This window comes from Cupriavidus sp. SK-4 (assembly GCF_000611125.1).
Lineage (GTDB): Bacteria > Pseudomonadota > Gammaproteobacteria > Burkholderiales > Burkholderiaceae > Cupriavidus > Cupriavidus necator.
Genome location: NZ_JFJW01000055.1, coordinates 48249 through 73034 on the forward strand (window position 1 = coordinate 48249; position 24786 = coordinate 73034).

General features: G+C 67.2%; 20 protein-coding genes, 1 tRNA gene and 2 pseudogenes. 8 read left to right on the forward strand and 15 right to left on the reverse strand.

Annotation, left to right across the window (positions count from 1 at the left end):
• Positions 1-59: 59 nt before the first annotated feature.
• From leuE to gloB, 12 genes and pseudogenes are all read right to left on the reverse strand, one after another.
• A complete protein-coding gene (leuE, locus tag CF68_RS10490) occupies positions 60-731 on the reverse strand; it encodes a leucine efflux protein LeuE (RefSeq protein WP_035818229.1) in 672 nt (223 codons plus the stop codon).
• A 40-nt stretch (positions 732-771) separates the two neighbouring features.
• Entirely contained in the window at positions 772-1908 is a 1137-nt protein-coding gene (carA, locus tag CF68_RS10495) for a glutamine-hydrolyzing carbamoyl-phosphate synthase small subunit (protein ID WP_035818232.1), read from the reverse strand.
• 334 nt (positions 1909-2242) lie between these two features.
• Positions 2243-2653 carry a RidA family protein gene (locus tag CF68_RS10500; RefSeq protein ID WP_035818234.1) on the reverse strand — a complete coding sequence of 137 codons (411 nt, stop codon included), beginning with the start codon at positions 2651-2653 and terminating at the stop codon, positions 2243-2245.
• A 49-nt stretch (positions 2654-2702) separates the two neighbouring features.
• Positions 2703-3128, reverse strand: a complete 426-nt coding sequence (locus CF68_RS10505; RefSeq protein WP_035818236.1) for a thioesterase family protein — start codon at positions 3126-3128, stop codon at positions 2703-2705.
• Complete coding sequence (locus tag CF68_RS10510; RefSeq protein ID WP_035818238.1) at positions 3125-4813, reverse strand: AMP-binding protein; 1689 nt, start codon at positions 4811-4813, stop codon at positions 3125-3127. The genes CF68_RS10505 and CF68_RS10510 overlap by 4 nt, the downstream gene beginning before the upstream one ends.
• Before the next feature lie 59 nt (positions 4814-4872).
• Positions 4873-6042 carry an acyl-CoA dehydrogenase family protein gene (locus CF68_RS10515; protein WP_035818240.1) on the reverse strand — a complete coding sequence of 390 codons (1170 nt, stop codon included), beginning with the start codon at positions 6040-6042 and terminating at the stop codon, positions 4873-4875.
• Between the two features lie 6 nt (positions 6043-6048).
• A complete protein-coding gene (locus CF68_RS10520) occupies positions 6049-6900 on the reverse strand; it encodes an enoyl-CoA hydratase family protein (RefSeq protein WP_035818242.1) in 852 nt (283 codons plus the stop codon).
• 34 nt (positions 6901-6934) lie between these two features.
• Positions 6935-7738, reverse strand: a complete 804-nt coding sequence (locus CF68_RS10525) for an SDR family NAD(P)-dependent oxidoreductase (RefSeq protein WP_035818246.1) — start codon at positions 7736-7738, stop codon at positions 6935-6937.
• A complete protein-coding gene (locus CF68_RS10530; RefSeq protein WP_035818249.1) occupies positions 7735-10089 on the reverse strand; it encodes a bifunctional salicylyl-CoA 5-hydroxylase/oxidoreductase in 2355 nt (784 codons plus the stop codon). Before CF68_RS10530 ends, CF68_RS10525 begins: the two co-directional genes overlap by 4 nt.
• 171 nt (positions 10090-10260) lie before the next feature.
• Positions 10261-12172: pseudogene (locus tag CF68_RS39155) on the reverse strand (propionate--CoA ligase).
• A gap of 186 nt (positions 12173-12358) precedes the next feature.
• Complete coding sequence (locus CF68_RS10540; RefSeq protein WP_035818252.1) at positions 12359-14041, reverse strand: transglycosylase SLT domain-containing protein; 1683 nt, start codon at positions 14039-14041, stop codon at positions 12359-12361.
• 142 nt (positions 14042-14183) lie between these two features.
• Positions 14184-14984 carry a hydroxyacylglutathione hydrolase gene (gloB, locus tag CF68_RS10545; protein ID WP_035818255.1) on the reverse strand — a complete coding sequence of 267 codons (801 nt, stop codon included), beginning with the start codon at positions 14982-14984 and terminating at the stop codon, positions 14184-14186.
• A gap of 12 nt (positions 14985-14996) precedes the next feature.
• Between gloB and CF68_RS10550 the strand changes: the two genes are divergently transcribed.
• The 7 genes from CF68_RS10550 (at position 14997) to CF68_RS10580 (ending at position 19634) form a co-directional block, all read left to right on the forward strand.
• The gene (locus CF68_RS10550) at positions 14997-15797 is read left to right on the forward strand and encodes a class I SAM-dependent methyltransferase (RefSeq protein ID WP_035818257.1); all 801 of its coding nucleotides are present in this window, start codon (positions 14997-14999) and stop codon (positions 15795-15797) included.
• Between the two features lie 78 nt (positions 15798-15875).
• The gene (gene rnhA / locus CF68_RS10555) at positions 15876-16313 is read left to right on the forward strand and encodes a ribonuclease HI (protein WP_010814334.1); all 438 of its coding nucleotides are present in this window, start codon (positions 15876-15878) and stop codon (positions 16311-16313) included.
• Between the two features lie 49 nt (positions 16314-16362).
• Positions 16363-17103 carry a DNA polymerase III subunit epsilon gene (gene dnaQ / locus CF68_RS10560; RefSeq protein WP_084187178.1) on the forward strand — a complete coding sequence of 247 codons (741 nt, stop codon included), beginning with the start codon at positions 16363-16365 and terminating at the stop codon, positions 17101-17103.
• A gap of 89 nt (positions 17104-17192) precedes the next feature.
• Positions 17193-17267, forward strand: a tRNA-Val gene (locus CF68_RS10565).
• 273 nt (positions 17268-17540) lie between these two features.
• Positions 17541-18245, forward strand: a complete 705-nt coding sequence (locus CF68_RS10570; protein ID WP_035818262.1) for a membrane protein — start codon at positions 17541-17543, stop codon at positions 18243-18245.
• A gap of 1 nt (position 18246) precedes the next feature.
• A complete protein-coding gene (locus tag CF68_RS10575) occupies positions 18247-18891 on the forward strand; it encodes a hypothetical protein (RefSeq protein WP_035818264.1) in 645 nt (214 codons plus the stop codon).
• 113 nt (positions 18892-19004) lie between these two features.
• On the forward strand, positions 19005-19634 hold the full coding sequence (locus tag CF68_RS10580; RefSeq protein WP_035818266.1) for a hypothetical protein: 630 nt from the start codon (positions 19005-19007) through the stop codon (positions 19632-19634).
• Here CF68_RS10580 and CF68_RS10585 read toward each other — a convergent pair.
• Positions 19631-20259: pseudogene (locus CF68_RS10585) on the reverse strand (cysteine hydrolase family protein). The gene CF68_RS10580 and the pseudogene CF68_RS10585 sit on opposite strands and share 4 nt — an antisense overlap.
• Before the next feature lie 322 nt (positions 20260-20581).
• On the opposite strand from CF68_RS10585, the gene CF68_RS10590 reads away from it, so the two are divergent.
• Entirely contained in the window at positions 20582-22579 is a 1998-nt protein-coding gene (locus CF68_RS10590; RefSeq protein ID WP_235205731.1) for a diguanylate cyclase domain-containing protein, read from the forward strand.
• Positions 22580-22619: 40 nt separating this feature from the next.
• On the opposite strand, the gene CF68_RS10595 is transcribed toward CF68_RS10590, so the two are convergent.
• Positions 22620-24347, reverse strand: a complete 1728-nt coding sequence (locus CF68_RS10595) for an ABC transporter substrate-binding protein (protein ID WP_035818491.1) — start codon at positions 24345-24347, stop codon at positions 22620-22622.
• Between the two features lie 116 nt (positions 24348-24463).
• Positions 24464-24772, reverse strand: coding sequence for a DUF2160 domain-containing protein (locus CF68_RS10600; protein WP_035818272.1), 309 nt, complete (start codon positions 24770-24772; stop codon positions 24464-24466).
• Positions 24773-24786: the final 14 nt, after the last annotated feature.

Consider the following 24786-nt stretch of genomic DNA (forward strand, 5'->3'; position numbering starts at 1 on the left):
TGCCTGCGGACCGCGCCGGTAATCAGGGAATCCGTCAGGATTCAAAAATATCGTCTTGCTCAGTTCATCGTGGCCGTCGCCAGCTTGGCGCCGAAGCCGATGAACATCGCGCCCACCCCGCTCGACATGCCCGCCGACAGGCGCCGGCGGCGCCGGAATGCGTCGGCCAGCTTCGCGCCCACGAAGATGATCGTGGTCAGGTAGGCAAAGCTGCAGAACTGGGCGACCAGGCCCAGCACGGAGAACGACAGCACCGGGTAAGCAAAGGCCGGGTCAACGAACTGGATGAAGAACGAGATGAAGAACAGGATCGCCTTCGGGTTCAGCAGGCTGATCAGCAACGCCTTGCGGAACGGGTCGGACTGGTCGGCCTTGCTAACCGGCGCGGCGGCGGCGGCATCGCCGCGTGCAGCCCAGTTGCGCAGCGCGCCGCGCAGCATGCTGAAACCAATCCACGCCAGGTAGGCCGCGCCGATGTACTTCACCACGTAGAACAGCGCCGGGCTGGCCTTGAGCAGCGAGGCCACGCCCGCCGCCGACAGCACCATCAGCACGAAGTCGCCCAGGAACACCCCGCACGCGCCCTTGTAGCCGGCGCGCACGCCGCGCTGCGCCGCCACCGACAGCACGTACATCGAGTTCGGCCCCGGCAGCAGCACGATAAAGATCGTGCCCAGCACATAGGTCCAGAAATCGGTGATGCCGAAAGCGGTATGCATGAAGGCGTTCATTGGATGTCCCTGAGGTCTGCGCTGTTCTGCTCGCGTCCGCTTATTTGCGCGCGTCCGTCATCAGCTTGATGAAGCGGTCGAACAGGTAAGCCACGTCGTTCGGGCCGGGCGACGCTTCCGGGTGGCCCTGGAAGCAGAAGGCCGGCTTGTCGGTCAGCGTGAAACCCTGCAGCGAACCGTCGAACAGCGACTTGTGCGTCACGCGCACGTTCGACGGCAGCGTGTCCGCGTCGACCGCGAAGCCATGGTTCTGCGACGTGATCACCACGCGGCCATCGTCCAGGTCCTTGACCGGGTGGTTGGCGCCATGGTGGCCGAACTTCATCTTCAGGGTCTTGGCACCAACGGCCAGGGCCATGATCTGGTGGCCCAGGCAGATGCCGAAGGTCGGGATGCCGCGCTCGATGAATTCGCGCGTGGCGGCGATGGCGTAGTCGCACGGCTCGGGGTCGCCGGGGCCGTTGGACAGGAACACGCCGTCCGGATTCAGCGCCAGCGCGTCGGCGGCGCTCGCCTGCGCGGGCAGCACCGTGACCTTGCAGCCGCGCTCGGCCAGCATGCGCAGGATGTTGTACTTGACGCCGTAGTCATAGGCGACCACGTGGAACTGCGGCTGGTCTTGCTTGCCGTAGCCTTCGCCCAGCTTCCACTCGGACTGGGTCCACTCGTACGGTTCCTTGACCGAGACCACCTTGGCCAGGTCCATGCCGGCCAGGCCGGGGAACGAGCGGGCCAGGTCGATGGCCTTCTGGACATTGTCTTCGCCGGCCAGGATGCAGCCGTTCTGGGCACCCTTCTCGCGCAGGATACGCGTCAGCTTGCGCGTATCGATGCCGGCGATGGCCACCACCTTTTCCTGCTTCAGGTAGTGGGCAAGGGTGTGCTCCTTGCGGAAGTTCGAGGCCAGGATCGGCAGATCCTTGATGATCAGGCCGGCGGCATGGACTTTCGTGGCTTCGACATCCTCAGGATTGACCCCGTAGTTACCGATATGCGGATACGTCAGCGTGACGATCTGCCGGGAGTAACTCGGGTCGGTGAGGATTTCCTGGTAACCGGTGATGGCGGTGTTGAACACCACTTCACCGATGGTATGGCCGGAAGCGCCAATGGAATAGCCACGAAAGACCGTGCCGTCTGCAAGCGCGAGAATGGCGGACGGAAAAGACGGTAACACGGGTAGGCTCCTGCTGGACTCACCCCGTGACCGACCAATCGACGCCTCGTGCCCCCCAGGCTGGATCCGTGACGGCGGCAGCGGCATTGCGCCGATGCGGTCGGATCCGGTTGCGACATGCTCCTTGCGTCACATTGAGTGCGGACAGCAAAGGCGGCGCGGCTGGGGGCGGCGGAAGGTGGAAAGCGGTAGGCGCTAGGGTGAAGGGTTCTGAAAGCGAAACTTTTGAATTATATCCCGCGCCACCCAATTTCTCAAGTTTTCAAGGACTTGCACGCGGCAGGCGGCGGTGCCACCATGCCGCCGGCCACCGTCCCGCCCTGTGCCTGCTACGTTACGCCTGCGGCGGCACGACCGCCGTGACCTCGATTTCAACCTTGGCGCGCGGCTCCACCAGGTCCGCGACTTCGACCGCCGTCATCGCCGGGAAGTGGCGGCCGATGATGGCCCGGTAATGCTGGCCGATCGCCCCGTAGGCGTCGACATATTCCGCCTTGTCCTTCACATACCAGGTCATGCGCACGATATGCTCAGGCAGCGCGTCTCCGGCCGCCAGCACGGCAACCACGTTGCGCAGCGCCTGCGCCACCTGCAGGCCGAAGTCGTCGGTCTCGAATTCACATTTGCCGGTCCAGCCGATCTGGCCGCTGACAAAGAGGAGGCGGCTGCCGACCTGCATTTCGGTCATGGTGCCGTTGGCGTAGCCACGCGGAGGCGCCCAGTCGGGCGGCTGCAGGATGTTCATAATGCGTTTTCCTGTTGATTATCTGTATGAGTGAATGGAATTCGGGGATTCAGGCCGTCGCGACCAGGTAGGCCGACATGGCCTCGCGCACGGCCTCGGGCAATGGCTGCGGAGCAATCGAGCCGGTATCGACGCAGACCAGCCGCTGCGTCACTTCCATGCGGGTATCGTCATGCGGGCCGGCGAAGCGGATCGCGAGGGTAAAGCTGGACTGGCCCAGCTTCAGCACGCGCAGCTCGCGCGTCAGCACCTCGCCCAGCCGGCTCGGAGCCAGGAAGCGGCACTCCAGCTCGGCGGTCGGCACGCCGGCGCGGCCCTCGCCATGCATGGCATCGAAGGGCCAGCCCAGCGCCTCGCTAAACCAGTCTTCGATCAGGTCGTTGAGCATCTCGAAATAGCGCGGATAGAACACGATGCCCGCGGCGTCGCAGTGCTTGAAGCGCACCAGCACGGTGCTGCGGAACACGGGGCTCATGGCTTCCCCGCCTGGTTGATGCCGCCATTGCCACCGCCATTGCCCTGCTCCGCCATCTGCCGCAGCCGGAAGCGCTGCAGCTTGCCGGTCTCGGTGCGCGGCAGGGCCGGCACGAACACAATGCGGCGCGGATACTTGTAGGGCGCGATCTGGCGCTTCACGTAGTCCTGCAGCGCGGTGCGGGTAGCGTCGTCCGCTGCCACGCCCTCGCGCAGCACCACATAGGCCATCACCACCTGGCCGCGCCCGTCGTCAGGCGCGCCGACCACACCGCATTCGGCCACTGCCTCATGCTGCATCAGTGCGCTTTCCACCTCCGGCCCGGCGATGTTGTAGCCGGCCGAGATGATCATGTCGTCCGAACGCGCCTGGTAGAAGTAGTAGCCGTCCTCGTCGACGAAAAAGGTATCGCCCGGCAGGTTCCAGCCCGCCTTCACATAGTTGGACTGGCGCGGATCGTCCAGGTAGCGGCAGCCGGTCGGCCCCTGCACCGCGAGCTTGCCGACCTGCCCCGGCGGCAGGGGCTGCATGTTCTCGTCGACGATCTGGGCGACATAGCCCGGCACCACCCGCCCGATCGCGCCCGGCCTGACCTCGGCGCCGGCGCTGGAGATAAAGATATGCATCATCTCCGTACCGCCGATGCCGTCGGTCATCTCGATGCCGGTGGCCGCCTTCCAGCTCTGGCGCGTGGCGTCCGGCAGGGCTTCGCCGGCCGACACGCTCTTTTTCAGGCTGGACAGGTCGTAGCGCGGCGCCAGCGCTGCCATCTGCCGGTAGAAGGTCGGGGCGGTAAAGACAATGGTGGCGCGGAAATCCTGGATCAGCCCGAGCAGAGCCTCTGGCGTCAGCTTCTCGGCCAGCACGGCGCTGGCGCCGATGCGCAGCGGGAAACAAAGCATGCCGCCCAGCCCGAAGGTGAACGCGATCGGCGGCGTGCCGCAGAACACGTCGTCGGGCTGCGGGCGCAGCACGTGGCGCGGGAACAGGTCGCACATCGCCAGCACGTCGCGATGGAAGTGCATGGTGCCCTTGGGCTGGCCGGTGGTGCCGCTGGTAAAAGCGATCAGGCAGACATCGTCGCTGGCGGTGTCGCAGGCCTCGAAGGCATCTGCCTTGGCCGCCATTGCCGCCTCCAGCGAACCCTCGCCTTCACCGTTGAAGTACAGCGTGCGCGCCAGGCTCGGGCAGTGGAATTCGCCGCCCGCCTGCTGGTTGGCGTCGAGCTCCTCGCGCAGCCGCGCATCGCACAGCGCGGCGCCAACCTGGGCCTTGTCGATGATCTGCTTCAGTTCCTTGGCGCGCAGCAGCGGCATGGTCGGCACCGCGACCAGGCCCGCCTTGAGCGTGGCCAGCCAGCTGGCGGCCATCATCAGGTTGTTGGGCCCGCGCAGCAGCACGCGGCTGCCGGGCACCAGCTGCATGTCCTCGACCAGCACATGGGCGATGCGGTTCACCAGCGCCGCCAGCTGCGCATACGTGACCGTCTCGATCTGTCCGTCGCGGCGATGGCGGATGGCGATGCGCTCGCCGCGGCCTTCGCGCACGTGGCGGTCTACCAGCTCGACCGCGGCATTCATCCGCTCCGGGTAGTCGGTATCGGCATTGAAGCGGAACACCGGCCACATATCGGGCGGCGGCAGGCGGTCGCGCGCGAAGGTATCGAGGTGGGCTGTGGTCGCCATGGCTTGTCTCCTGTCTGCTCTGTATCGGTACGGCAGTTCGTGGGTAGCTCGCGGGCGCGTCAGGCTTTGCGCCCGGCCAGCGTCTCGCGCGCAATGATCAGCTTCTGCACTTCGGTGGCGCCTTCATAGATGCGCAGCGAGCGGATCTCGCGGTACAGGCTTTCCACCCGCGTGCCGACCTTGACGCCTAGTCCACCGAACATCTGCACCGCACGGTCGATCACCTGCTGCGCGTTCTCGGTTGCCACCATCTTGGCCATGGCCGCCTCGCGCGTGGTGCGCTGGCCCTTGACATCGCGCAGCCAGGCCGCGCGGTAGGTCAGCAGTGCCGCGGCGTCGATCGCGGTGGCCATGTCGCCAATGGCGGCCTGGGTCAGCTGCAGGTCGGCCAGCACGCCGCCGAACATCGGGCGCGCGCAGGCGCGCGCCAGTGCATCGTCCAGCGCGGCGCGGCCAAAGCCCAGCGCCGCCGCCGCGACCGAGGCACGGAAAATGTCGAGCGTCATCATCGCCACCTTGAAGCCCTGCCCTGCTTCGCCCAGCCGGTTGCCCACGGGCACACGGCAGTTGTCGAAACGCAGCGTGGCAAGCGGGTGCGGCGCCATCACGTCGATGCGCTCGGCAATGGTCAGGCCCGGCGTATCGGCATCCACCACGAAGGCGGAGATGCCGCGTGCGCCCGGCGCCTCGCCGGTGCGCACGAACACGCAGTAGAAGTCGGCTATGCCGCCGTTGGAAATCCAGGTCTTGGCGCCGTCGATCACATAGTGGCTGCCGTCGTCCGACAGCCGTGCGCTGCACTGCATCGCGGCCACATCGGAACCGGCCTCCGGCTCGGACAGCGCAAACGCGGCAATCGCCTCGCCACGGGCCACGCGCGGCAGGTAATGCGCGCGCAGCGCATCGCTGCCGGCCAGCGAGATCGCGCCCGAGCCCAGCCCCTGCATGGCAAAGGCAAAATCGGCCAGGCCGTCATGGCGCGCCAGGGTCTCGCGCAGCAGGCACAGCGAGCGCGAATCCAGCGCCGGCAGCGCGCCGCCGTGCGCGGCCGGCACGCAGTAGCGCAGCCAGCCGGCCGCGCCCAGCTGGCGCACCAGGGCGCGGCAGGCGGCGTCGGTATCGCTGTGGTCGACATGGAGGTGTTGCGCGCACCAGGCGTCCAGTTCGCGCTCCAGTGTGCGGTGCGCGTCGTCGAACAGTGGCAGGTCGAGATAGGTCTTGTCGGACATGGCGCTTCAGTCCCCTTCGAACACCGGCTTGGTCTTGGCGACGAAGGCCTCGTAGGCGCGGCGGAAGTCGCGCGTCTGCATGCAGATGGCCTGGGCTTCGGCCTCGGCCTCGATGGCCTCGTCCAGCCCCATGTTCCATTCCTGGTGCAGCAGCTTCTTGGTCACGCCGTGCGCAAAGGTCGGGCCGGCGGCCAGTTGCGCAGCCAGCGCCTGCGCCTGGGCCAGCACCGCATCGGACGGATGCAGCGCATTGAAGAAGCCCCACTGCAGGCCCTCTTCCGCGCTCATCGAGCGGCCGGTGTAGAGCAGCTCGCTGGCACGTCCCTGCCCGATCACGCGCGGCAGCAGCGTGCACGCGCCCATGTCGGCGCCGGCCAGGCCGACGCGCGTGAACAGGAACGCGGTCTTGGCCTGCGCCGTGCCCAGGCGCATGTCGGAAGCCAGCGCCATCATCGCGCCGGCGCCGGCGCAGATGCCGTCGACCGCGCTCACCACCGGCTGCGGGCAGGTGCGCATGGCCTTGACCAGGTCGCCGGTCATGCGCGTGAAGTCGAGCAGCTCCGGCATGGTCATGCGCGTGAGAGGCCCGATGATCTCGTGCACGTCGCCGCCCGAGCAATAGTTGCCGCCGGCGCCCGTCACCACCACCGCCTTGATGTCGCTGGCATAGCACAGGCCGCGGAACAGGTCGCGCAGCTCGGCATAGGAATCGAAAGTCAGCGGGTTCTTGCGCTCCGGCCGGTTCAGCGTCACGGTGCCGACCTTGCCGTCGCCGGACACCGACCACAGGAAGTGCTTCGGCTGGTAGCCGGCAAAGCTGCGCTTGTGGTGGCGCATGTCGAGTGCGATCTCTGTCATGGGTTCTCTCGTTGTCTGTTGCAGTCGGTGAGGTTCAGCCCGCCATCACTTCGCCGCCGGCGACGGGGATCGCCTGGCCGGTGATCGCGGCCGCGGATGGCTGGCACAGCCAGGCCACCGCGTCGGCCACTTCCTCGGGCTGCACCAGCCGCCGTTGCGGATTGCGTGCGGCCAGCTCGGCGCGCGCCTGTTCCTCGGTGCGGCCGGTCTTGCCGACGATATTGGCCACCGCGTCGCGCACGATGTCGGTTTCGGTATAGCCCGGGCAGACCGCGTTGACGGTCACGCCCTTGGCCGCGGTTTCCAGCGCAAGCGCGCGCGTCAGGCCAATCACCCCATGCTTGGCCGCGCAATAGGCACTGACATAGCCGTAGCCGATCAGGCCGGCCGTGCTCGCCACATTGACGATGCGGCCCCAGCCCGCGTCGAGCATCGCCGGCAGCGCCGCCTGCGTGCACAGGAAGGTGCCGGTCAGGTTCACGTCCAGCATGCGTTGCCACAGCGCGGCATCGGTCTTCAGGAACGGTGCGCTGTGTGCCTGGCCGGCGTTGTTGACCAGCATCGACACCGGGCCGGCCTGGTCAGCCGCGGCGGCAAAGGCGCGCGCCACGCTGTCGGCATCGGCAATATCGGCCGTGACAAAGGAGACTACGGCGCCTGCGGGGGCAAGCTCACGCAGCGCTTGCACGGTCGCCTGCAACGCGCCGGCATCGCGGCCCAGCAGCGTCACGCTGGCGCCGTCGGCCAGCAGCCGGCGCGCGATGGCCGCGCCGATGCCGCGCCCGCCGCCGGTGACCAGCGCGTGGCGCCCTGACAGTGAGCCCGTGCTGCCCGTCATCCCTGCTTCTCCTGCGCCGCGGCGCGTTCCAGGTTGGTTTCCAGTTGCCGCTTACCGGCCTGGTACTGCTTGGGCCAGGCGATATCGCGGTAGCCGATGCGCGCTGCTTCCTGCAGCGTCCAGGCCGGGTTGGCCAGGTGCGGCCGCGCGATCGCGCACAGGTCGGCACGGCCCGCGGCGATGATCGAGTCGACATGGTCGGCCTCGAAGATCGCGCCCACGGCAATGGTGGCGATACCGGCCTCGTTGCGGATGCGGTCGGCAAACGGGGTCTGGTACATGCGGCCGTAGACCGGAGCCTGGTCCGGGCTGACCTGGCCCGACGAGCAGTCGATCATGTCGGCGCCGGCGGCCTTGAAGGCGCGTGCGATCTCGATCGCGTCGTCGGGGGTGATGCCGCCTTCGACCCAGTCGTGCGCGGATATGCGCACCGACATCGGCTTGTGTTCCGGCCACACCGCGCGCACCGCGGCAAACACCTCCAGCGGATAGCGCAGCCGCGCGGCCAGCGAACCGCCGTATTCGTCTTCCCGGGTATTGCTCAGCGGCGAGATAAAGCTCGACAGCAGGTAGCCGTGCGCGCAGTGCAGCTCCAGCCAGTCGAAGCCGGCCTCCGCGGCGCGGCGCGCGCTGGCGACGAAGTCATCGCGAACGCGCTCCATGTCTGCGCGCGTCATCTCGCGCGGGGTCTGCGATTCGCCCGGCAGGTAAGGCAGCGGCGAGGCCGAGATCACCGGCCAGTTGCCTTCCGGCAGAGGATGGTCCATCGCCTCCCAGCCAAGCTGGGTCGAGCCCTTGCGGCCCGAGTGGCCGATCTGCATGGCGATGCGCGCATCGCTGTTGGCATGCACGAAGTCGACGATGCGGCGCCAGGCGTCGCGCTGTGCGTCGTTCCACAAACCCGGGCATCCCGGCGTGATGCGCGCATCGGGCGACACGCAGGTCATCTCCGCCACCACCATGCCGGCGCCGCCCAGCGCGCGCGAGCCCAGGTGGACCAGGTGGAAGTCGCCGGGCACGCCGTCGGTGCACGAGTACATCGCCATCGGCGACACCACCACGCGGTTCTTCAGCGTGACGCCGCGCATGCGGAACGGCGTGAACATCGGCGGCAGCGGCTGGTGCTCGCGCAGCTGCAGGCTTTCCGGTTGCACGCCGGCCTGCCGCGCCAGCCAGTGCTCGAACTGCGCCACATAGTCCGCATCGCGCACGCGCAGGTTCTCATGCGAGATGCGCTGCGAGCGGGTCAGCAGGGAATAGGCGAACTGCTCCGGCGGCAGGCTGCCCGCGTAGCGCTCGACGTTCTCGAACCATTCGGTCGAGTTGCGCGCCGCGTTCTGGATCTTCAGCACTTCCACGCCGCGCGTGGCTTCGTAGCGCGACAGTGCATCGGGCAGGCCGTCATGACCCCTGCCACGGATTTCTTCGGCGAGGTCAATGGCATCTTCCAACGCCAGCTTGGTGCCCGAACCGATCGAGAAATGCGCGGTGTGCGCGGCATCGCCCATCAGCACCACCGGCACGCGGCGGCCGTCGGGCAAGGTGTTCCAATGCACCCATTGGCGGCAGATCACGCGCGGGAAGCGGATCCAGATCGCCGAGCCGCGCAGGTGCGCCGCATTGGTGATCAGCTTGTTGCCATCGAGGTAGCGCGCGAACAGGCGCTCGCAGTAGGCCACGCCCTCTTCCTGGCTCATCTGCTCGATGCCCGCGGCGCGCCAGACCGACTCCGGCGCCTCGACGATAAAGGTCGAGGTGGTGTCGTCAAAGCGGTAGGCGTGCGCCTGGAACCAGCCGTGCTCGGTCTTCTCGAAGGCAAAGGTGAAGGCGTCGAACAGCTTGTGCGTGCCCATCCAGACAAAGCGGCACTGGCGCGTGTCGATGTCAGGCTGGAAGGTGTCGGCGTAGCGGGTGCGGATGCGGCTGTTCAGGCCGTCCGAGGCGATCACCAGGTCGGCCTGGTATTGCATCGCCAGCGCCTGGTCGTCGGACACATCGGTCTCGAACACCAGCTTCACGCCCAGCGCCTCGCAGCGTGCCTGCAGGATATTGAGCAGGCGCTTGCGGCCGATGCCGATAAAGCCATGGCCGCCGGAGCGGATGGTGCGCCCGCCGATATGGATGTCGATATCGTCCCAGTGGTTGAAGGCCGCGTTGATCTCGGCGGCGCTGACCGGGTCGGCTTGCTTCAGGTTGTCCATGGTGGCGTCGGAGAACACCACGCCCCAGCCGAAGGTGTCGTAGGGCCGGTTGCGCTCGACCACGATGACCTCGTTGGCCGGATCCTGCAGCTTCATCAGCAGTCCGAAGTACAGGCCTGCCGGGCCACCACCAATACAAAGCACTCGCATCTGTCGCCTCCTGCCGGCTGCGCCGGGCACCTTTGCCCAGGATCACACCGCCATCTAGATGATGTCTAAATATTTTATGCTTCAAATATTAGACTGCATCACGGCCGATGGCAAGGGTGGAATGCGGAGTGCGCCGCAAGGCACCCGCATCGCCACCCCTCAGCCCGCCATCTAGCCTTTCAGCGCTGCCTGCAACTGTTCCAGTGCACCCGGATCCTCGATCGTAGTCAGGTCGCCCGGGTCGCGCCCTTCGGCCACTGCCTGCATGGCGCGCCGCAGCAACTTGCCGGAGCGGGTCTTGGGCAACGCATTGACAAAGAATACGCGCGCCGGCCGCGCCACGGCACCCAGTTGCTGCTCCACCGTCTTCATCAGTTCGCCCTCCAAGGCCAGCCGCGCTTCGGCCGTGGCCGTGCGCGCCGGATCGCGGGCGATGCAGAAGGCCATCGCCACCTGCCCCTTGAGCGCGTCCTGCACGCCCACCACCGCCACCTCGGCCACGGCGGCGCTGGACGACAGGCTTTCCTCGATCTCGCGGGTGCCCAGCCGGTGGCCGGCCACGTTGATCACGTCGTCGGTGCGGCCCAGGATAAAGACATAGCCGTCGGCGTCGCGCACGCCCCAGTCGAAGGTCGAATAGCACAGCCGGTTCGGCACCGCCTGCCAGTAGGTGCGCACGAAGCGGTCGTCGTCGCCCCAGACCGTGCTCATGCATCCCGGCGGCAGCGGGCCGTCGATGGCGACCACGCCCTTCTGCCCCGGCGGGCATTCCGCGCCGGTGTTCTCGTCGACGATCTTCAGGTCATAGCCATAGGCGGGCACGCCGGGCGAGCCCAGCTTGGGCGGCAGCGCCTCGATGCCGCGCTGGATCGCGAGGATCGGCCAGCCGGATTCGGTCTGCCAGTAGTTGTCGACCACCGGCTTGCCCAGGCCGTCCTGGATCCAGCGCGCGGTGGGCTCGTCCAGCGGCTCGCCGGCCAGGAACAGCAGGCGCAGGCTGGACAGGTCGTAGCGGGTCAGCCAGGCTGGGTCCTGCTTCTTCAGCACGCGGATCGCGGTCGGCGCGCTGAACATCAGGTTGACCTGGTATTGCTCCACCAGCCGCCACAGGATGCCGCCGTCGGGGCGNGATGCCGCCGTCGGGGCGGATCGGCGTGCCTTCATACATCAGCGTGGCCATGCCGGCCAGCAGCGGGCCATAGACGATATAGCTATGCCCCACCACCCAGCCAATGTCCGACGCGGTGAACATGGTGTCGGCAGGCTTGCCGCAGAAGATGTACTCCATCGAGGTGGCCAGCGCCACCGCATAGCCGCCGGTATCGCGCTGCACGCCCTTGGGCTTGCCGGTGGTGCCGGAGGTGTAGAGCACGTACGACGGCTCGCTCGATTCCAGCCACACGCACGGCACCTGCACGCCGGCCACGCGCTCGCGCCAGGCGGCATAGTCCTCATCGCGGCCCTCGGTACGGGGCATTTGCGCCAGTTGCCGGTCCACCAGCAGCACCTTCTCAGGCTGGTGCGAGGAGAGCCGGATGGCCTCGTCCAGCAGCGGCTTGTAGGGCACCACCTTGCCGGCGCGCGAGCCGGCGTCGGCGCTGACCACCACGCGCGGCCGGGCATCCTCGATGCGCGCGGCCAGGCTGACCGAGGCAAAGCCGCCGAACACCACCGAATGGATCGCGCCGATGCGCGCGCAGGCCAGCATGGCAAAGGCGGCTTCCGGGATCATCGGCATGTAGATCAGCACGCGGTCGCCCTTCTGCACGCCCAGGCCCTGCAGGATCGCGGCCATGCGGCTGACTTCGTCGTGCAGCTCGGCGTAGGTGAAGGTGCGGGCCTGGTCGGTCTCGGTCGAGACCCAGTGCAGCGCTGGCTGGCTGGCGCGGGCCGCCAGGTGGCGGTCGACCGCGTTATGGCACAGGTTGGTGCGCCCGCCGACGAACCAGCGCGTAAAGGGCGCACGGCTGTTGTCGAGCACCTGGCCGAACGGGGTTTCCCAGTCGATGCGCGCCGCCTGTTCGGCCCAGAACCCCTCGGGGTCGGCCAGCGAACGGGCATGCACGGCATGGCTTGCCGTCATGTCTGTCTCCTCCGCGTCTGTGGTCATTGTGATGATGACCGTAGTTTGCCACCGGCGCGGGTGCGCGTGGACACAGATTCGGAGAGGGGCGTGCGGACCCCGGGGCCCGGCACATGAAAAAAGGGGCGTGCCGACGGCATCGCCCCTTCTTGCGCAGTGCGCCGGACCAGCCGGCGCCAGCATTCGTCAGCGGGCCTTGGCCCCCTTGGTGCCGGCCTTGGCCGACGCCTTGACGGTCGGCCCCGGCTTGGACTCGCGCACCACGCGCGCCGGCGCCGCCTTGACTGCCGTGCGCCGCGACGAGGCCTCGACGGTGACGCGCTTGCGCGGCTCCGTCTTGCCCTTGGCCGAGGCCCGCACGACGCCGCCCTTGCTGCTTCGCTCGGAACGGTCCGCACGGTCGGCGCGCTCGGCGCGGTCAGCCTGTTCGGCCCGCGCCGCCCGCACCGCGCCGGCGCCGCGCACCGGCACCATCAGCACCAGACTCTGCCCGGCGACCAGCTTGGTGCCGGAGAGCTTGTTCCACGATTGCACCTGCCCCGCCGAGACGCCATAGCGCCGCGCCACCGAGGCCACGGTGTCCCGCCGGCTGGCACGCACCACCACGCGGCGCGCATCCGGCAAGTCGGGCTCCATCGCCAGCATGGCGCTGTCGGCCAGGGTCGCGCTGATATCCTGGTCGTGACGGCCCGAGCGCGGGATCATCACGGTCGAGCCGGCCTTCAGGCGCATGCCCTTCGGGATGCTGTTGATCTCGCGCAGCGTATCGGCGTCGACGTTCAGCCGTGCCGCCAGCGCCTCGATACGCTCGCGGCTGTCCACCGTCACCGCCGACCAGCTCGACAACCCGCCGCGGTAGGTGTTCAGGTTGTACTGGAAACGCTCGGCGTTATCGAACGGCAGCAGGATCTGCGGGTTGGACGCGCCCAGGATCACCGGCCGGTTGAACGACGGGTTGAGCGCCTTGAACTCCTCCACCGACATGTCCGCCAGCTTGGCCGCCAGGTTCACGTCGATATCGCGCGAGGTGGTCACCGTGACAAAGTACGGGTGGTCCGGGATCTCGGGCAGCCTGACGCCATACGCCGCGGGGTTGGCGATGATGTTCTTGACCGCCTGCAGCTTCGGCACGTAGTAGCGTGTCTCGTTGGGCATGGGCAGGCTGGCATAGTCGGTCGGCAGCCCGCGCGCCTGGTTGCGTGCGATCGCGCGCGACACCGCGCCCTCGCCCCAGTTGTATGCCGCCAGCGCCAGGTGCCAGTCGCCGAACATGTCGTAGAGCCGTGCCAGGTAGTCCAGCGCGGCGTCGGTCGAGGCCAGCACGTCGCGGCGCTCGTCGCGGAACATGTTCTGCTTCAGGTTGTACGACTTGCCGGTGCTCGGGATGAACTGCCACATGCCGGCCGCCTTGGCGGTGGACTGCGCCTGCGGGTTGAATGCGCTCTCGACGAACGGCAGCAGTGCCAGCTCGGTCGGCATCTTGCGCCGTTCCAGCTCTTCTACGATGTGGTACAGGTAGCGGCTTGAGCGCCCGACCATCCGTTCCATGTATTCCGGCCGCTGCGCATACCACTGGGTGCGGTCATCGACCAGCGTGCCCTCCAGGTCCTGCATGGCAAAGCCGCGCCGGATGCGGTCCCAGATGTCGTTGGAGGGGCCGCGCAGCCAGTCCAGGCCACCCTGGTCGACATTGATTGTGGAAGCGGAAGAAAGCGCCGATTTGTCGCTGAGCGAGTTGAGCGGGTCCTGGCGCTTGGCGGTCTGGGCGGTCGCGGCGCCGTTGGCGCCATCAGGCGGCGTGGGGGTGCTGGCGCACGCTGCAAGCAGCGTGGCGCACGCGACCACCGCCAGTAATCGACCAATTTTCATTAAGTTCTCGAATCGTGACGCCAAAAGGATGCGTGATGCTAAAAAAAACCGCGTATCGCGTCAATCAGATTTTCCATATAGCCAATATCCGGTAGGCAGCCGGAAAGCCTTGCGGCGCAAGGCCCGGCAGGCCAGGCAGGGCTCAGCGGAAATTGTCCTTCCAGCCGCGCAGCGCACCGAAGGCCTGCGCATCGCCCGTGGCGGCCCCGCCCTGCGCCGCCACCGCCGCGCGCACCGCGGGCTCGCGCGAGCGCAGGAAGGGATTGACCTCGCGCTCATGGGCGATGGTGGTCGGCAGCGTCGGCTGGTCCGCCGCGCGCAGCGCGTCGACCCGCTGCTCCCACGCCGCCAGCGCGGCATTGGCCGGCTCCACCGCCCGCGCAAAGCGCACATTGCTGCGCGTATATTCGTGCGCGCAATAGACGCGGGTATCGCCCGGCAGCGCGGCCAGCTTGTCGAGCGAGTCCAGCATCTGCGCCGGCGTGCCTTCGAACAGGCGCCCGCAGCCACTGGCGAACAGGGTATCGCCGCAGAAGACCGCCGGGCCGGCTTCGCCCAGGTCGCCCACATAGGCGATATGGCCGGCGGTGTGCCCGGGCACGTCCAGCACGCGCAGCGTCAGCGCCGGCGTCTCCAGCGTCACGACATCGCCTTCGCGCAGGGCCTGGGTGCGCCCGCCAATGCGCTCGCCAGCCGGCCCCAGCACCGGCATCGGCGCGCCCGACAGCGTGCGCGGGTGCGCCGCCAGCAACTCGGCGACCCCGCCCTGGTGATCGCCGTGGTGATGGGTGATTACAATAGCGCCCAGAGCCAGACCGCTTTGCGCCAGGAAGCGCTCCACCGGCGCGGCCTCGCCGGGATCGACCACGGCGGCGCTATGCCCGTCGTGGATGGCCCAGATATAGTTATCCTGGAACGCCGGGATCGCCTCAACCTTCAACATGCGCATGCTCCTATGTCCAATCGTCCCAATCATCCGATTGTAAGCTGGGAAGACTGGCTGGCCTCGCCGCCCGGCGAGTACATGCTGCGCTGGGAGTCGCAGCAGTACGACCGGATCGTGACCGACATCTTCGGCTATCACGCCGTCCAGATGGGCCTGCCCTACATCGACACCCTGCGCGAGAACCGGATGCCGTTCTCGGCGCTGGCGCTGGACCCGTCCAGCGGCCCGCACGGGCCGCGCGCGGCACATCCGGATGCGCGCCAGCTGCTGTGCCGATTCGACGAGCTGCCTTTCGACGAGCAAAGCATCGACCTGGTCACCCTGCCCCACATCCTGGAATTCGCCGAAGACCCGCACGAAGTGCTGCGCGAGGTCTCGCGGGTGCTGATGCCCGAGGGGCGCGTGGTGGTCACCTGCTTCAACCCGATGAGCCTGTGGGGGGCGCGCCAGGGCATGAACCGGCTCGGCGCCACGCCCTTCCTGCCGACGGACGCGCAGCAGATCGGCTTTGTGCGCATCAAGGACTGGCTCAAGCTGCTGGGCTTCGATATCATCCGCGGCCGCTTTGGCTGCTACTGCCCGCCCTACCGCACCGACCGCTGGCTGCAGCGCGCCGCCTTCATGGAAAAAGCCGGCGACCGCTGGTGGCCGATCTTCGGCGCGGTCTATATGATCTCGGCGATCAAGCGCGTGCGCAATATCCGCCTGGTCGGCCCGGCCTGGAAGAGCAAGCCGGCGCTGGCTCCGGTGTCATCGCCCGTGGCCACGCCTACCGGCACCCACGGCAAGACCCCTGGCGAAGAGCGCTGACGCCGGCGCGCGCCCGCGCTCTCACCCAATTCGCCCTCAAAGCGCCACCTGCCCGGCGGGTGGCCATCATGGAATCACATGCAAGAAGTCACGATCTACTCCGACGGCGCCTGCAAGGGCAATCCCGGCCGCGGCGGCTGGGGCGCGGTGCTTGTCGCCGGCACCAGCGAGAAGGAAATGTTCGGCGGCGAGCCCAACACCACCAACAACCGCATGGAAATGACCGCCGTGATCGAAGCGCTGCGCGCGCTCAAGCGGCCCTGCGTCGTGCGTGTCTATACCGACTCGCAGTATGTCCAGAAGGGCATCAGCGAATGGCTGCCCGGCTGGAAGGCCCGCGGCTGGAAGACCGCCGACAAGAAGCCTGTCAAGAACGCCGACCTGTGGCAGGAGCTGGACACCCTGGCGCAGCCGCACCAGATCTCCTGGCACTGGGTGCGCGGCCACAACGGCCACCCCGGCAATGAGCGCGCCGACGCGCTGGCCAACCGCGGCGTCGAATCGATCGGCCGCTGATCCCTTTCGCTAACAAGAAACCGCGGAGCGCCCGCGCCGCTCCGCTAGAATGCCCGCCATGCGACAAATCGTTCTCGACACCGAAACCACCGGCCTGAGTGCCGCCACCGGCGACCGCCTGATCGAAATCGGCTGCGTCGAGCTGATGAACCGCCGCCTGACGGGGCGCCACCTGCACTTCTACGTCAACCCGGAACGCGATATCGACGAGGGCGCGATCGCCGTGCACGGCATCACGGTCGAGTTCCTGGCCGACAAGCCCCGCTTTGCCGAAGTCGTCAACGACATCCGCGAGTTCCTCCAGGATGCCGAGCTGATCATCCACAACGCGCCGTTCGACCTGGGCTTCCTCGACATGGAATTCCAGCTGCTGGGCCTGCCGCCGTTCCGCCAGCATGCCGGCAATGTGATCGACACCCTGCGCGAAGCCCGCCAGATGTTCCCCGGCAAGCGCAACTCGCTCGACGCCCTGTGCGACCGCCTGGGCATCAGCAACGCCCACCGCACGCTGCACGGCGCCCTGCTAGATGCCGAGCTGCTGGCCGAGGTCTATCTGGCCATGACGCGCGGCCAGGATTCGCTGGTGATCGACATGCACGACAGCACGGCGGGCGCAGACGGCGCCGTCGCCAGCGCCGACCTGTCGCGCCTTGCCCTGCCGGTGCTGCGCGCCACCGATGAAGAACAACAGGCCCACCTCGCCCTGCTCAAGGGGTTGGACAAGGCCAGCGGCGGCAAGACCGTGTGGCAGGAGGCCCCGGCGGAAGCACCCGGAAGCCTGGCTGCCTGACAAAAAATTCAAAAAGGGCTTTACAAGATACAGAGACCTCTGCATAATCTCATTTCTCTGCTGCACGACGGCAACGACGACGCAGTCAGGGGTGGTTAGCTCAGCGGTAGAGCACTGCCTTCACACGGCAGGGGTCACAGGTTCAATCCCTGTACCACCCACCAGACAAAGGGCCAGCAACTGCCTAAGTTGCCAGGAAACCCAGACAGCGCAAGCTCTCTGGGTTTTTTGTTGCCCGGCGTTTGCCCAGGTTTTCTACCCTCCCCGGAAAACTGTGGTTCACGACGCCAATCAAGGAAAGCTGGCCTGGCATATTTGCGCCTGGCGCGCATACTTGTCCACAGGACGACGGGCCAGGCAGGCACAGTCGCCCTCGCTCCCACGGGGCCAGCCCCTATCGCCCATCCGATCATCGACGCAGCTTTCGGGAGTCCGCCATGCCCGATTCACCCAGGACGACGATCCATGCCGGCGCGACCGTGCCGCCGGAGGATGCGCAGACACGGGAGCCGGTGCTGGACGTAGTGGACCGCGTCTCCGAGATGTGCTTCGGCCTGTTCATGGCGCTCACTTTTGTCGGTGCGGTGTCGAGCGGCACGGGCGGCCCGGATGCCAGCCGCACCATGCTGCATGCCGCACTGGGCTGCAACCTGGCCTGGGGCATGGTGGACGCGGTCATGTTCCTGGTCCGTACGCTGGCGAGCCGCGGCCAGCGGATCTCCCTGGCACTTGCCGTCAGGAATGCAGGCGACCAGGCCACTGCGATCGGCCTGATTCGCGATGCGCTGCCCCGCGCAACGAAGTCGCTGGTCACCGACAAGGAACTGGAAGCCATGCGGGCACGGCTCACCGCCGCCCCGGCGCTGCCGCCCCGCCCCCGCCTGAACATGGCCGACCTGCTGGGTGCCGTGCACATCTTCTTTATCATTGTGCTGACCACGTTTCCGGTCGCACTGCCGTTCGTACTGCTGGACGACGTCAAACTGGCGCTACTGATCTCGCGCGGGCTGACCCTGGCCATGCTGTTCGCCGCCGGGTGGGCGCTGGGCCACTATGCCGGCTTTGGCGGCTGGGTCACTGGCGCAGCCATGACGGCGCTGGGCGTGGTCATGACCATCGCCATCATCGCGCTGGGGGGCTGAGATGCGAGGCGCGATCCTGCTGCTTGCCGCCGCCCTTGGCACGGGCGCGGTCCAGGCACAGGAGCCGCCCCAGCCCGCGCCGGATGCCGCCGGGCAGGCGGCCGGCTCGCCCTGGACCTTCTCGGCAACAGGCTACTGGAACATGCCGCGCCAGAGCGGCGACTACCTCTCCGGCATCTTCATCGCGGAAAGGAAGCAGCTTCACCTCGAGGCAAGAAGCAACTACGAGGCAGTCCACTCGCAGTCAGCCTTCATCGGCTGGACCTTCTCGGGCGGCGAAACCATCCAGTTCAAGGCGACACCCATCGTTGGCTTCGTGGGAGGCTCCACCCACGGCCTGATCGGCGGGCTTGAAGCCAGCGTGGCAGTGAGCAAGTTCGACTACTACATCGAAGCCGAATACCTGGACGCGCGCGGCGAGGAACCGGGCTATCTCTACGCCTGGAGCGAACTTGGCTTCCGCCCGGTCGAATGGCTGAGGCTGGGCCTGGTCGCGCAACGTACCCGGATCTACGGGGGAGACCGCGAACTCCAGCGAGGCGGCTTTTTCCAGGTCACGGTGCGTAGGTTCACGGCGGGCTTCTACTGGTTCAACCCGGGCTCGACGGACCAGGTCGCGATCCTTTCTCTGGGCGTGAGCTTCTAGGCCGCAGCCACATCGCGACGCAACCTTTCCGTTGCCGGCGACAAGGCTTATCTCATTTCCGGCCACTGACCTGCCGGCTACCTTGACTGCTCCGACCTGCACCGGAGCACGACTTGCCATCCGCCTGCCTCCCTACCGCGACCGAAACCGAACCCGCCCTGCCCTGGACCGGCCGCAACCCGGTCTGTGCCGGCTGGTTCGAGATGCGCTCCGCGCGCGTGCCGCGCGATGCGCGGCCGGTCTATGACGAAGACATGGATTGCATCATCGGCTACCACCGCAGCTTTGCCTCAGTGGCGTCCACCTATGACCTGACGGGCCAGGTCGTGGCACTCGATGCATGCGTGGATGCAGATGGCGCGGGACGCGCACGGTTGCTGGTTGCCGGCACGCTGTGGCAGCCGCGCGTGCGCGGCATGACGCGCAGCGGCGCCGCGGGGGAAGGACTGGCAGCGCCCGCGACAACGCTGGCGCGGCTGCGCGGGCGCTTCATCGCACTGGCCCGGCAGCCGCTGCATTTCACGCTGGCCGCGCTGGCGGACATGCACGAGCCAGACCGGTTCGTGCCGCTGCACATCCTGCGGCTGGTGATCCGCTGCGGCACGCGGCTCGCTGCGGCAGCGGACATGGCGCGCTTTGCCGCGCCGATCACGCGGCGGGGCGTGCCGACCGCACTGGAATTGACGCTGCGCCCGCGCGACCATACCGTGCTGCGCGTGCGCACCTGGCCCGTCGCTGGTTAGCCGTGCCAGGCCCCTGCGTCCGCGACGACCGTGGCGAAGCGGTCATTCAACGCGGCCAGCGTGCTGCGGTGGAGATCGGCCGCAGGTACGGCGGGGCCGCCCAGCGGGTCAGGCAGGTCGCGCGTGGCGCAGGCAGCGGCCACCACGGTGCTGCGATAGCCGTGGTCGAGCGCGGAGCGCACCGTGGCGCTTACGCACATATGCGTCTGGAAGCCGGCCACAATCAGCTCCTTGCGGCCGAGCCTGGCCAGTTCGTCGGCCAGGGTGGTGCCGGCGAAGCTGTTGGGCAAGCCCTTGGTGACGGTAATCTCACCAGCCTGCGGCCCCACCCCCTCGATAAAGGCGGCATACGGCCCGGTCGGGTCGAACGCCATGCTGCCCGGACGTCCGTGGTGCGCGACATGGATCACCGGCGTGCCGTGGCGGCGCGCCAGCGCCAGCAGTTCCGCGCAGGCAGCCACGGCCGCGGGCATGCCGGCCAGCGGCAGGGGGGCGGCGGCGGATTNGGCAGGCGGCCGTCGACGTATTCGCGTTGATGGTCGATCAGGATCAGGACGGCGGCATCCCAGGCGGAAGGGGTGCGGCTGGCGCCGGCCAGGTCGAGCAGCGTAGTCGGTGTAGTCATTGGCGTTTGGGCTGGAAGGAATCAGGAACGGCAAATTCAGGGACCGCGAGACGGGCCCGCCACATCGCGGGCCATCCCGCATGCTAATGCCAAGGCGGAATCGGTGCATGAGTGCGCGTGGCGATCTCGCCACCGGCCACACCCTTCCCTGTAGCACGGCAGGCACGTTGCGCTTGCAACCTGGCACGCGGTTGCAAACAGTTGCGAATTTCATCTTGACATCTGCTAATCTTGATTTCACGTCCCGGACAGGATCTCGGGTCGGCAACATGATGCGCCGGGACGAGAATACGGGTCAGTGCGCACAAGAAACAAGTCAATCATGCAGCACTCTTTGAAGTACCGGATGGCGTTCGCCACGGCGGGTGTGGTGACGCTGATCATCGTGCTGCGCGCGCTCTACGCGCAGTACTACGCCTACGACGGCCTGAAGAACCTGCAGCAGACGCAGCAGGACACGCTGGTCAAGATGGTGGCCGAGCAGCTCGATGAAAAGCTGCAGGGCCGCGCCACCGTCTTGCGGCGCGTGGCACGCCAGCTCTCCCCCATGCTTTCGGCAAGGCCGGCCGAGCTGCGCCGGGCCGTGGAGGGCCTGGTGGAAGTGCCCGAGACCTTCAACGCCGTCTTCCTGGCCGCGCCCGACGGGCACGTGGTGTTCAGCACCGCCGTGCCGGATGGCGTGCGCCTGCGCGTGGACGACCGCGACTATTTCCGCGATATCCAGCAAGGCCAGCCATTTGCGGTGTCGGACCTGGTCCAGGGCAAGCAGACCAATGCCCCCGGCGTGGTGCTGGCAGTGCCGCTGCACGGGCCGGGTGGCGAGCTGCGCGGCGTGGTCGGGGGCGTCCTGAACCTCGCGGACAGCAACTTCCTGCGCGAGCTTGCGCACAGCCGCGTGGGCACCACCGGCAGCTTCTGCCTGGTTTCCGCCGGCACCAATCCCCGCTATGCAATGCACCCGGATGTTGCCCGCGTGCTGAGCCCCGCACGCGCGATCGGCGAAACCTGCGGCGCCGATCACGCCCCCGCCTTCCTGGAAGTCCTGACGCCGACGCAGCCGATCGTGGCGCGCTATCTGCTGGCATCCAACGGCTGGGAGTTGGTGGCGGTCCTGCCGGCAGCCGAAGCCTACGCGCCGCTGCTCGCGGTGCGCCAACGGACCCTGGTCATCGGCGCCATCACCATGCTGCTTGCCGCCGCGATGATGTGGCTGGTCATGCGCCGGCTGCTTGAACCGCTGCAGCGGCTGCACCGTGCCGTGCGCCAGATCGGCACCAACCCGGCTGCGGTGGCGGACCTGCCCGTCGGCCGTGCCGACGAGATCGGCGAACTGGCCGCGACCTTCGCCGAGGTGGTGGCGCAGCTGTCGGAGCGCGAAGCCGCGCTGAAAGCGGCCAAGGACCGCGCCGCCGAAAGCGAGAAGCGCATCGAGGCGATCGCCAACCATGTGCCGGACTTTGTCTCGTTCATCGACATGCAGCAGCGCTATGTCTTCGTCAACCAGGCCTATGCGCAGCGGTATGGCGTGCCGGCGCAGCAGATCGTGGGGCTGTCGCTGCGCGAACTGTGGGGCACCCAGGAATACCTGGCCTGCCAGCCGTACCTGGAACAAGCCCGGGCTGGGCAGTCAGTCACCTTTACGCGGGAAAGCGCCGACGGCACCGAATGCATGGAGATCACCTGCCAGCCGGCCTGGAACGATGCCCAGGACACCGTCATTGGCCTGCACATGTTCGGGCGCAACGTCACCCATGAGCGCGAAAAACTGCGCAGCCTGGAAGCGCAGACCATCTCCGACTACCTCACCGGCCTGCTCAACCGCAAGGGTTTCGACCGGCGTCTGGCCGAATGCATGGCCCGCGCCAGCGCCGACGGGCGCTCGCTGGCGCTGCTGCTGGTGGACCTGGACGACTTCAAGGGCGTCAACGACAGTTTTGGCCATCCGGTGGGCGACCAGTTGCTGGTCGCCTTTGCGCAGCGGCTGCGCGCGTGCGTGCGCAAGGGCGACGCGGTCGCGCGCATCGGCGGCGATGAGTTTGCGGTGATCCTGGACGGCGTTGCCGACCGCCAGGCCATGGCGTCCATCGCCAACGCCATCGTGCAGGCCGCGCGCATGCCCTTCGTGATCGACGGTCACACGCTGGCGGCCTCGGCCAGCGTCGGCTCGGCGATCCATGACGTGCGCCACACCATGACCGCGAGCGAGTTGTTCATGCACGCCGACATGGCGCTGTACGAGGCCAAGCGGCATGGCAAGGCGCGTTATGCGATGCAGGCGGCGGCAGTGGCCCAACCGGAAACATCGGACTTGACCACGTAAGGCATTCAACCGTCGCCGGCAGCATCAACGCCTCGGCGCCTCAGCGCACCTTCCCTTCCTTCCACGCCTGCAGCAGCTTGTCGTAAGGAATGGTCTCGCCCTTCGGCTTTTCGTTGGCCAGCTTCTGCCACGGCGCATGGTCGTTCGAAAGCCACTTGCCCGGATCTCCCTTCGGGTTGAGCTTGGGCGCGCAGTTGCTCATGCCGGCGCGTTGCAGCCGCGCCATGACCTGGTCCATCTCTTCGGCCAGCGTGTCCATGGCGGCTTGCGGCGTCTTCTCACCGGTCACCGCGGTGGCCACGTTCTTCCACCACAGCTGGGCCAGCTTCGGATAGTCGGGGACGTTGGTGCCAGTCGGCGTCCAGGCCACGCGCGCGGGGCTGCGGTAGAACTCGACCAGCCCACCGTACTTGGCAGCGTTCTTGGTCAGGTACTCGTGGTGGATGTCGCTGTCGCGGATAAAGGTCAGCCCGGTCAGCGACTTCTTCAGCGAGACCGTCTTGGACGTCACGAACTGCGCATACAGCCAGGCGCCCGCCAGCTTGTTGGGATCGGTGTTCTTGAAGAAGGTCCACGAGCCCACGTCCTGGTAGCCGTTCTGCATGCCCTGCTTCCAGTACGGGCCGTACGGGGACGGCGCCATGCGCCACTTGGGCGAGCCGTCGGCGTTGACCACCGGCAGGCCCTTCTTGGTCATGTCCGCGGTGAAGGCGGTGTACCAGAAGATCTGCTGCGCCACCTGGCCTTGCGCGGGGACCGGGCCGGCCTCGGAGAAGGTCATGCCCATCGCCTGCGGCGGCGCGTACTTCTTCATCCAGTCGATGTACTTGGTCAGCGCATAGACCGCCGCCGGGCTGTTGGTGGCACCGCCGCGCGACACCGAGGCACCGACCGGCGTGCACTTGTCCTCGGCCACGCGGATGCCCCACTCGTCCACCGGCATGCCGTTGGGCAGGCCCTTGTCGGCGGTGCCGGCCATCGACAGCCAGGCGTCGGTGAAGCGCCAGCCCAGCGACGGGTCCTTCTTGCCGTAGTCCATGTGCCCATAGACCTTCTTGCCGTCGAGCTCCTTCACGTCGTTGGTGAAGAAGTTGGCGATGTCCTCATAGGCCGACCAGTTGGTCGGCACGCCCAGGTCATAGCCGTACTTGGCCTTGAACTTGTCCTGCAGATCCTTGCGCGCGAACCAGTCGGCGCGGAACCAGTACAGGTTGGCAAACTGCTGGTCGGGCAGCTGGTACAGCTTGCCGTCCGGCGCGGTGGTGAACTTGGTGCCGATAAAGTCTTTCACGTCCAGCCCGGGGTTGGTCCACTCCTTGCCGGCGCCGTTCATATAGTCGGTAAGCGGCAGGATCGAGCCATAGCGGTAGTGCGTGCCGATCAGGTCAGAGTCAGAGATCCAGCCGTCGTAGATGGACTTGCCGGACTGCATCGAGGTCTGCAGCTTCTCGACCACGTCGCCTTCCTGGATCAGGTCGTGCTTGACCTTGATGCCGGTGATCTCCTCGAATGCCTTGGCCAGCGTCTTGGATTCGTACTCGTGCGTGGTGATGGTCTCGGACACGACGCTGATCTGCGTGACGCCCTTGGCCTTGAGCTTGGCGGCGGCGTCGATGAACCACTTCATTTCTGCCTGCTGCTTGTCCTTGGCCAGCGACGAGGGCTGGAACTCATTGTCGATCCACTTCTTGGCCTCAGCCTCGCCCGCCCAGGCGGACCCGCAAGCCAGCGCAGCCGCGCAGGCAAGGGCTGACATCCCCAACTTCACGTGCACTTTCATCGGTGTCTCCTCAAGAATTCCCCTTCCCCGGCTTGTCGTCTGGGTGGCGGCCCCGGGGCAGGGACAAGCCGCGTTTCCCATTCATGCTTGTTGTTCAGGTACCGCTAGCCTTTGCGCATGATCAGCGCCAGCACCAGCATGGACACCACAAAGCTGATCCACACTGATGGCTCCTCAGCCAGCGACAGCCAGGCCGTGACCTTCTCGCCCAGCCCCACCCAAGCCAGGTTGACCCAGGCCGCGCACATCAGCCCGATAAACAGCCGGTCGCCACGCGTGGTCGCGATCGGCAGGAAGCCCTTGCGCAGCACCGAAGGCGCGCGTATTTCCCAGATAGTCATGCTGATCAGCATGACCACGATGCAGCCGAAGAACACCGCTACCGGCGTCGTCCAGACCATCCAGCTCAGCATTGCGCCGTCTCCTT

Excerpts from the sequence above, each read along its gene's own strand:
- CF68_RS10520 (WP_035818242.1), bottom strand. The coding sequence starts at position 6,900 with ATGACAGAGATCGCACTCGACATGCGCCACCACAAGCGCAGCTTTGCC.
- CF68_RS10510 (WP_035818238.1), bottom strand. The coding sequence starts at position 4,813 with ATGGCGACCACAGCCCACCTCGATACCTTCGCGCGCGACCGCCTGCCG.
- dnaQ (WP_084187178.1), top strand. The coding sequence starts at position 16,363 with ATGCCCGCCATGCGACAAATCGTTCTCGACACCGAAACCACCGGCCTG.
- CF68_RS10550 (WP_035818257.1), top strand. The coding sequence starts at position 14,997 with ATGTCCAATCGTCCCAATCATCCGATTGTAAGCTGGGAAGACTGGCTG.
- leuE (WP_035818229.1), bottom strand. The coding sequence starts at position 731 with ATGAACGCCTTCATGCATACCGCTTTCGGCATCACCGATTTCTGGACC.
- CF68_RS10570 (WP_035818262.1), top strand. The coding sequence starts at position 17,541 with ATGCCCGATTCACCCAGGACGACGATCCATGCCGGCGCGACCGTGCCG.
- gloB (WP_035818255.1), bottom strand. The coding sequence starts at position 14,984 with ATGTTGAAGGTTGAGGCGATCCCGGCGTTCCAGGATAACTATATCTGG.
- CF68_RS10590 (WP_235205731.1), top strand. The coding sequence starts at position 20,582 with ATGCAGCACTCTTTGAAGTACCGGATGGCGTTCGCCACGGCGGGTGTG.
- CF68_RS10575 (WP_035818264.1), top strand. The coding sequence starts at position 18,247 with ATGCGAGGCGCGATCCTGCTGCTTGCCGCCGCCCTTGGCACGGGCGCG.
- CF68_RS10600 (WP_035818272.1), bottom strand. The coding sequence starts at position 24,772 with ATGCTGAGCTGGATGGTCTGGACGACGCCGGTAGCGGTGTTCTTCGGC.
- rnhA (WP_010814334.1), top strand. The coding sequence starts at position 15,876 with ATGCAAGAAGTCACGATCTACTCCGACGGCGCCTGCAAGGGCAATCCC.
- CF68_RS10525 (WP_035818246.1), bottom strand. The coding sequence starts at position 7,738 with ATGACGGGCAGCACGGGCTCACTGTCAGGGCGCCACGCGCTGGTCACC.
- CF68_RS10530 (WP_035818249.1), bottom strand. The coding sequence starts at position 10,089 with ATGCGAGTGCTTTGTATTGGTGGTGGCCCGGCAGGCCTGTACTTCGGA.
- CF68_RS10540 (WP_035818252.1), bottom strand. The coding sequence starts at position 14,041 with ATGAAAATTGGTCGATTACTGGCGGTGGTCGCGTGCGCCACGCTGCTT.
- CF68_RS10515 (WP_035818240.1), bottom strand. The coding sequence starts at position 6,042 with ATGTCCGACAAGACCTATCTCGACCTGCCACTGTTCGACGACGCGCAC.
- CF68_RS10500 (WP_035818234.1), bottom strand. The coding sequence starts at position 2,653 with ATGAACATCCTGCAGCCGCCCGACTGGGCGCCTCCGCGTGGCTACGCC.
- CF68_RS10505 (WP_035818236.1), bottom strand. The coding sequence starts at position 3,128 with ATGAGCCCCGTGTTCCGCAGCACCGTGCTGGTGCGCTTCAAGCACTGC.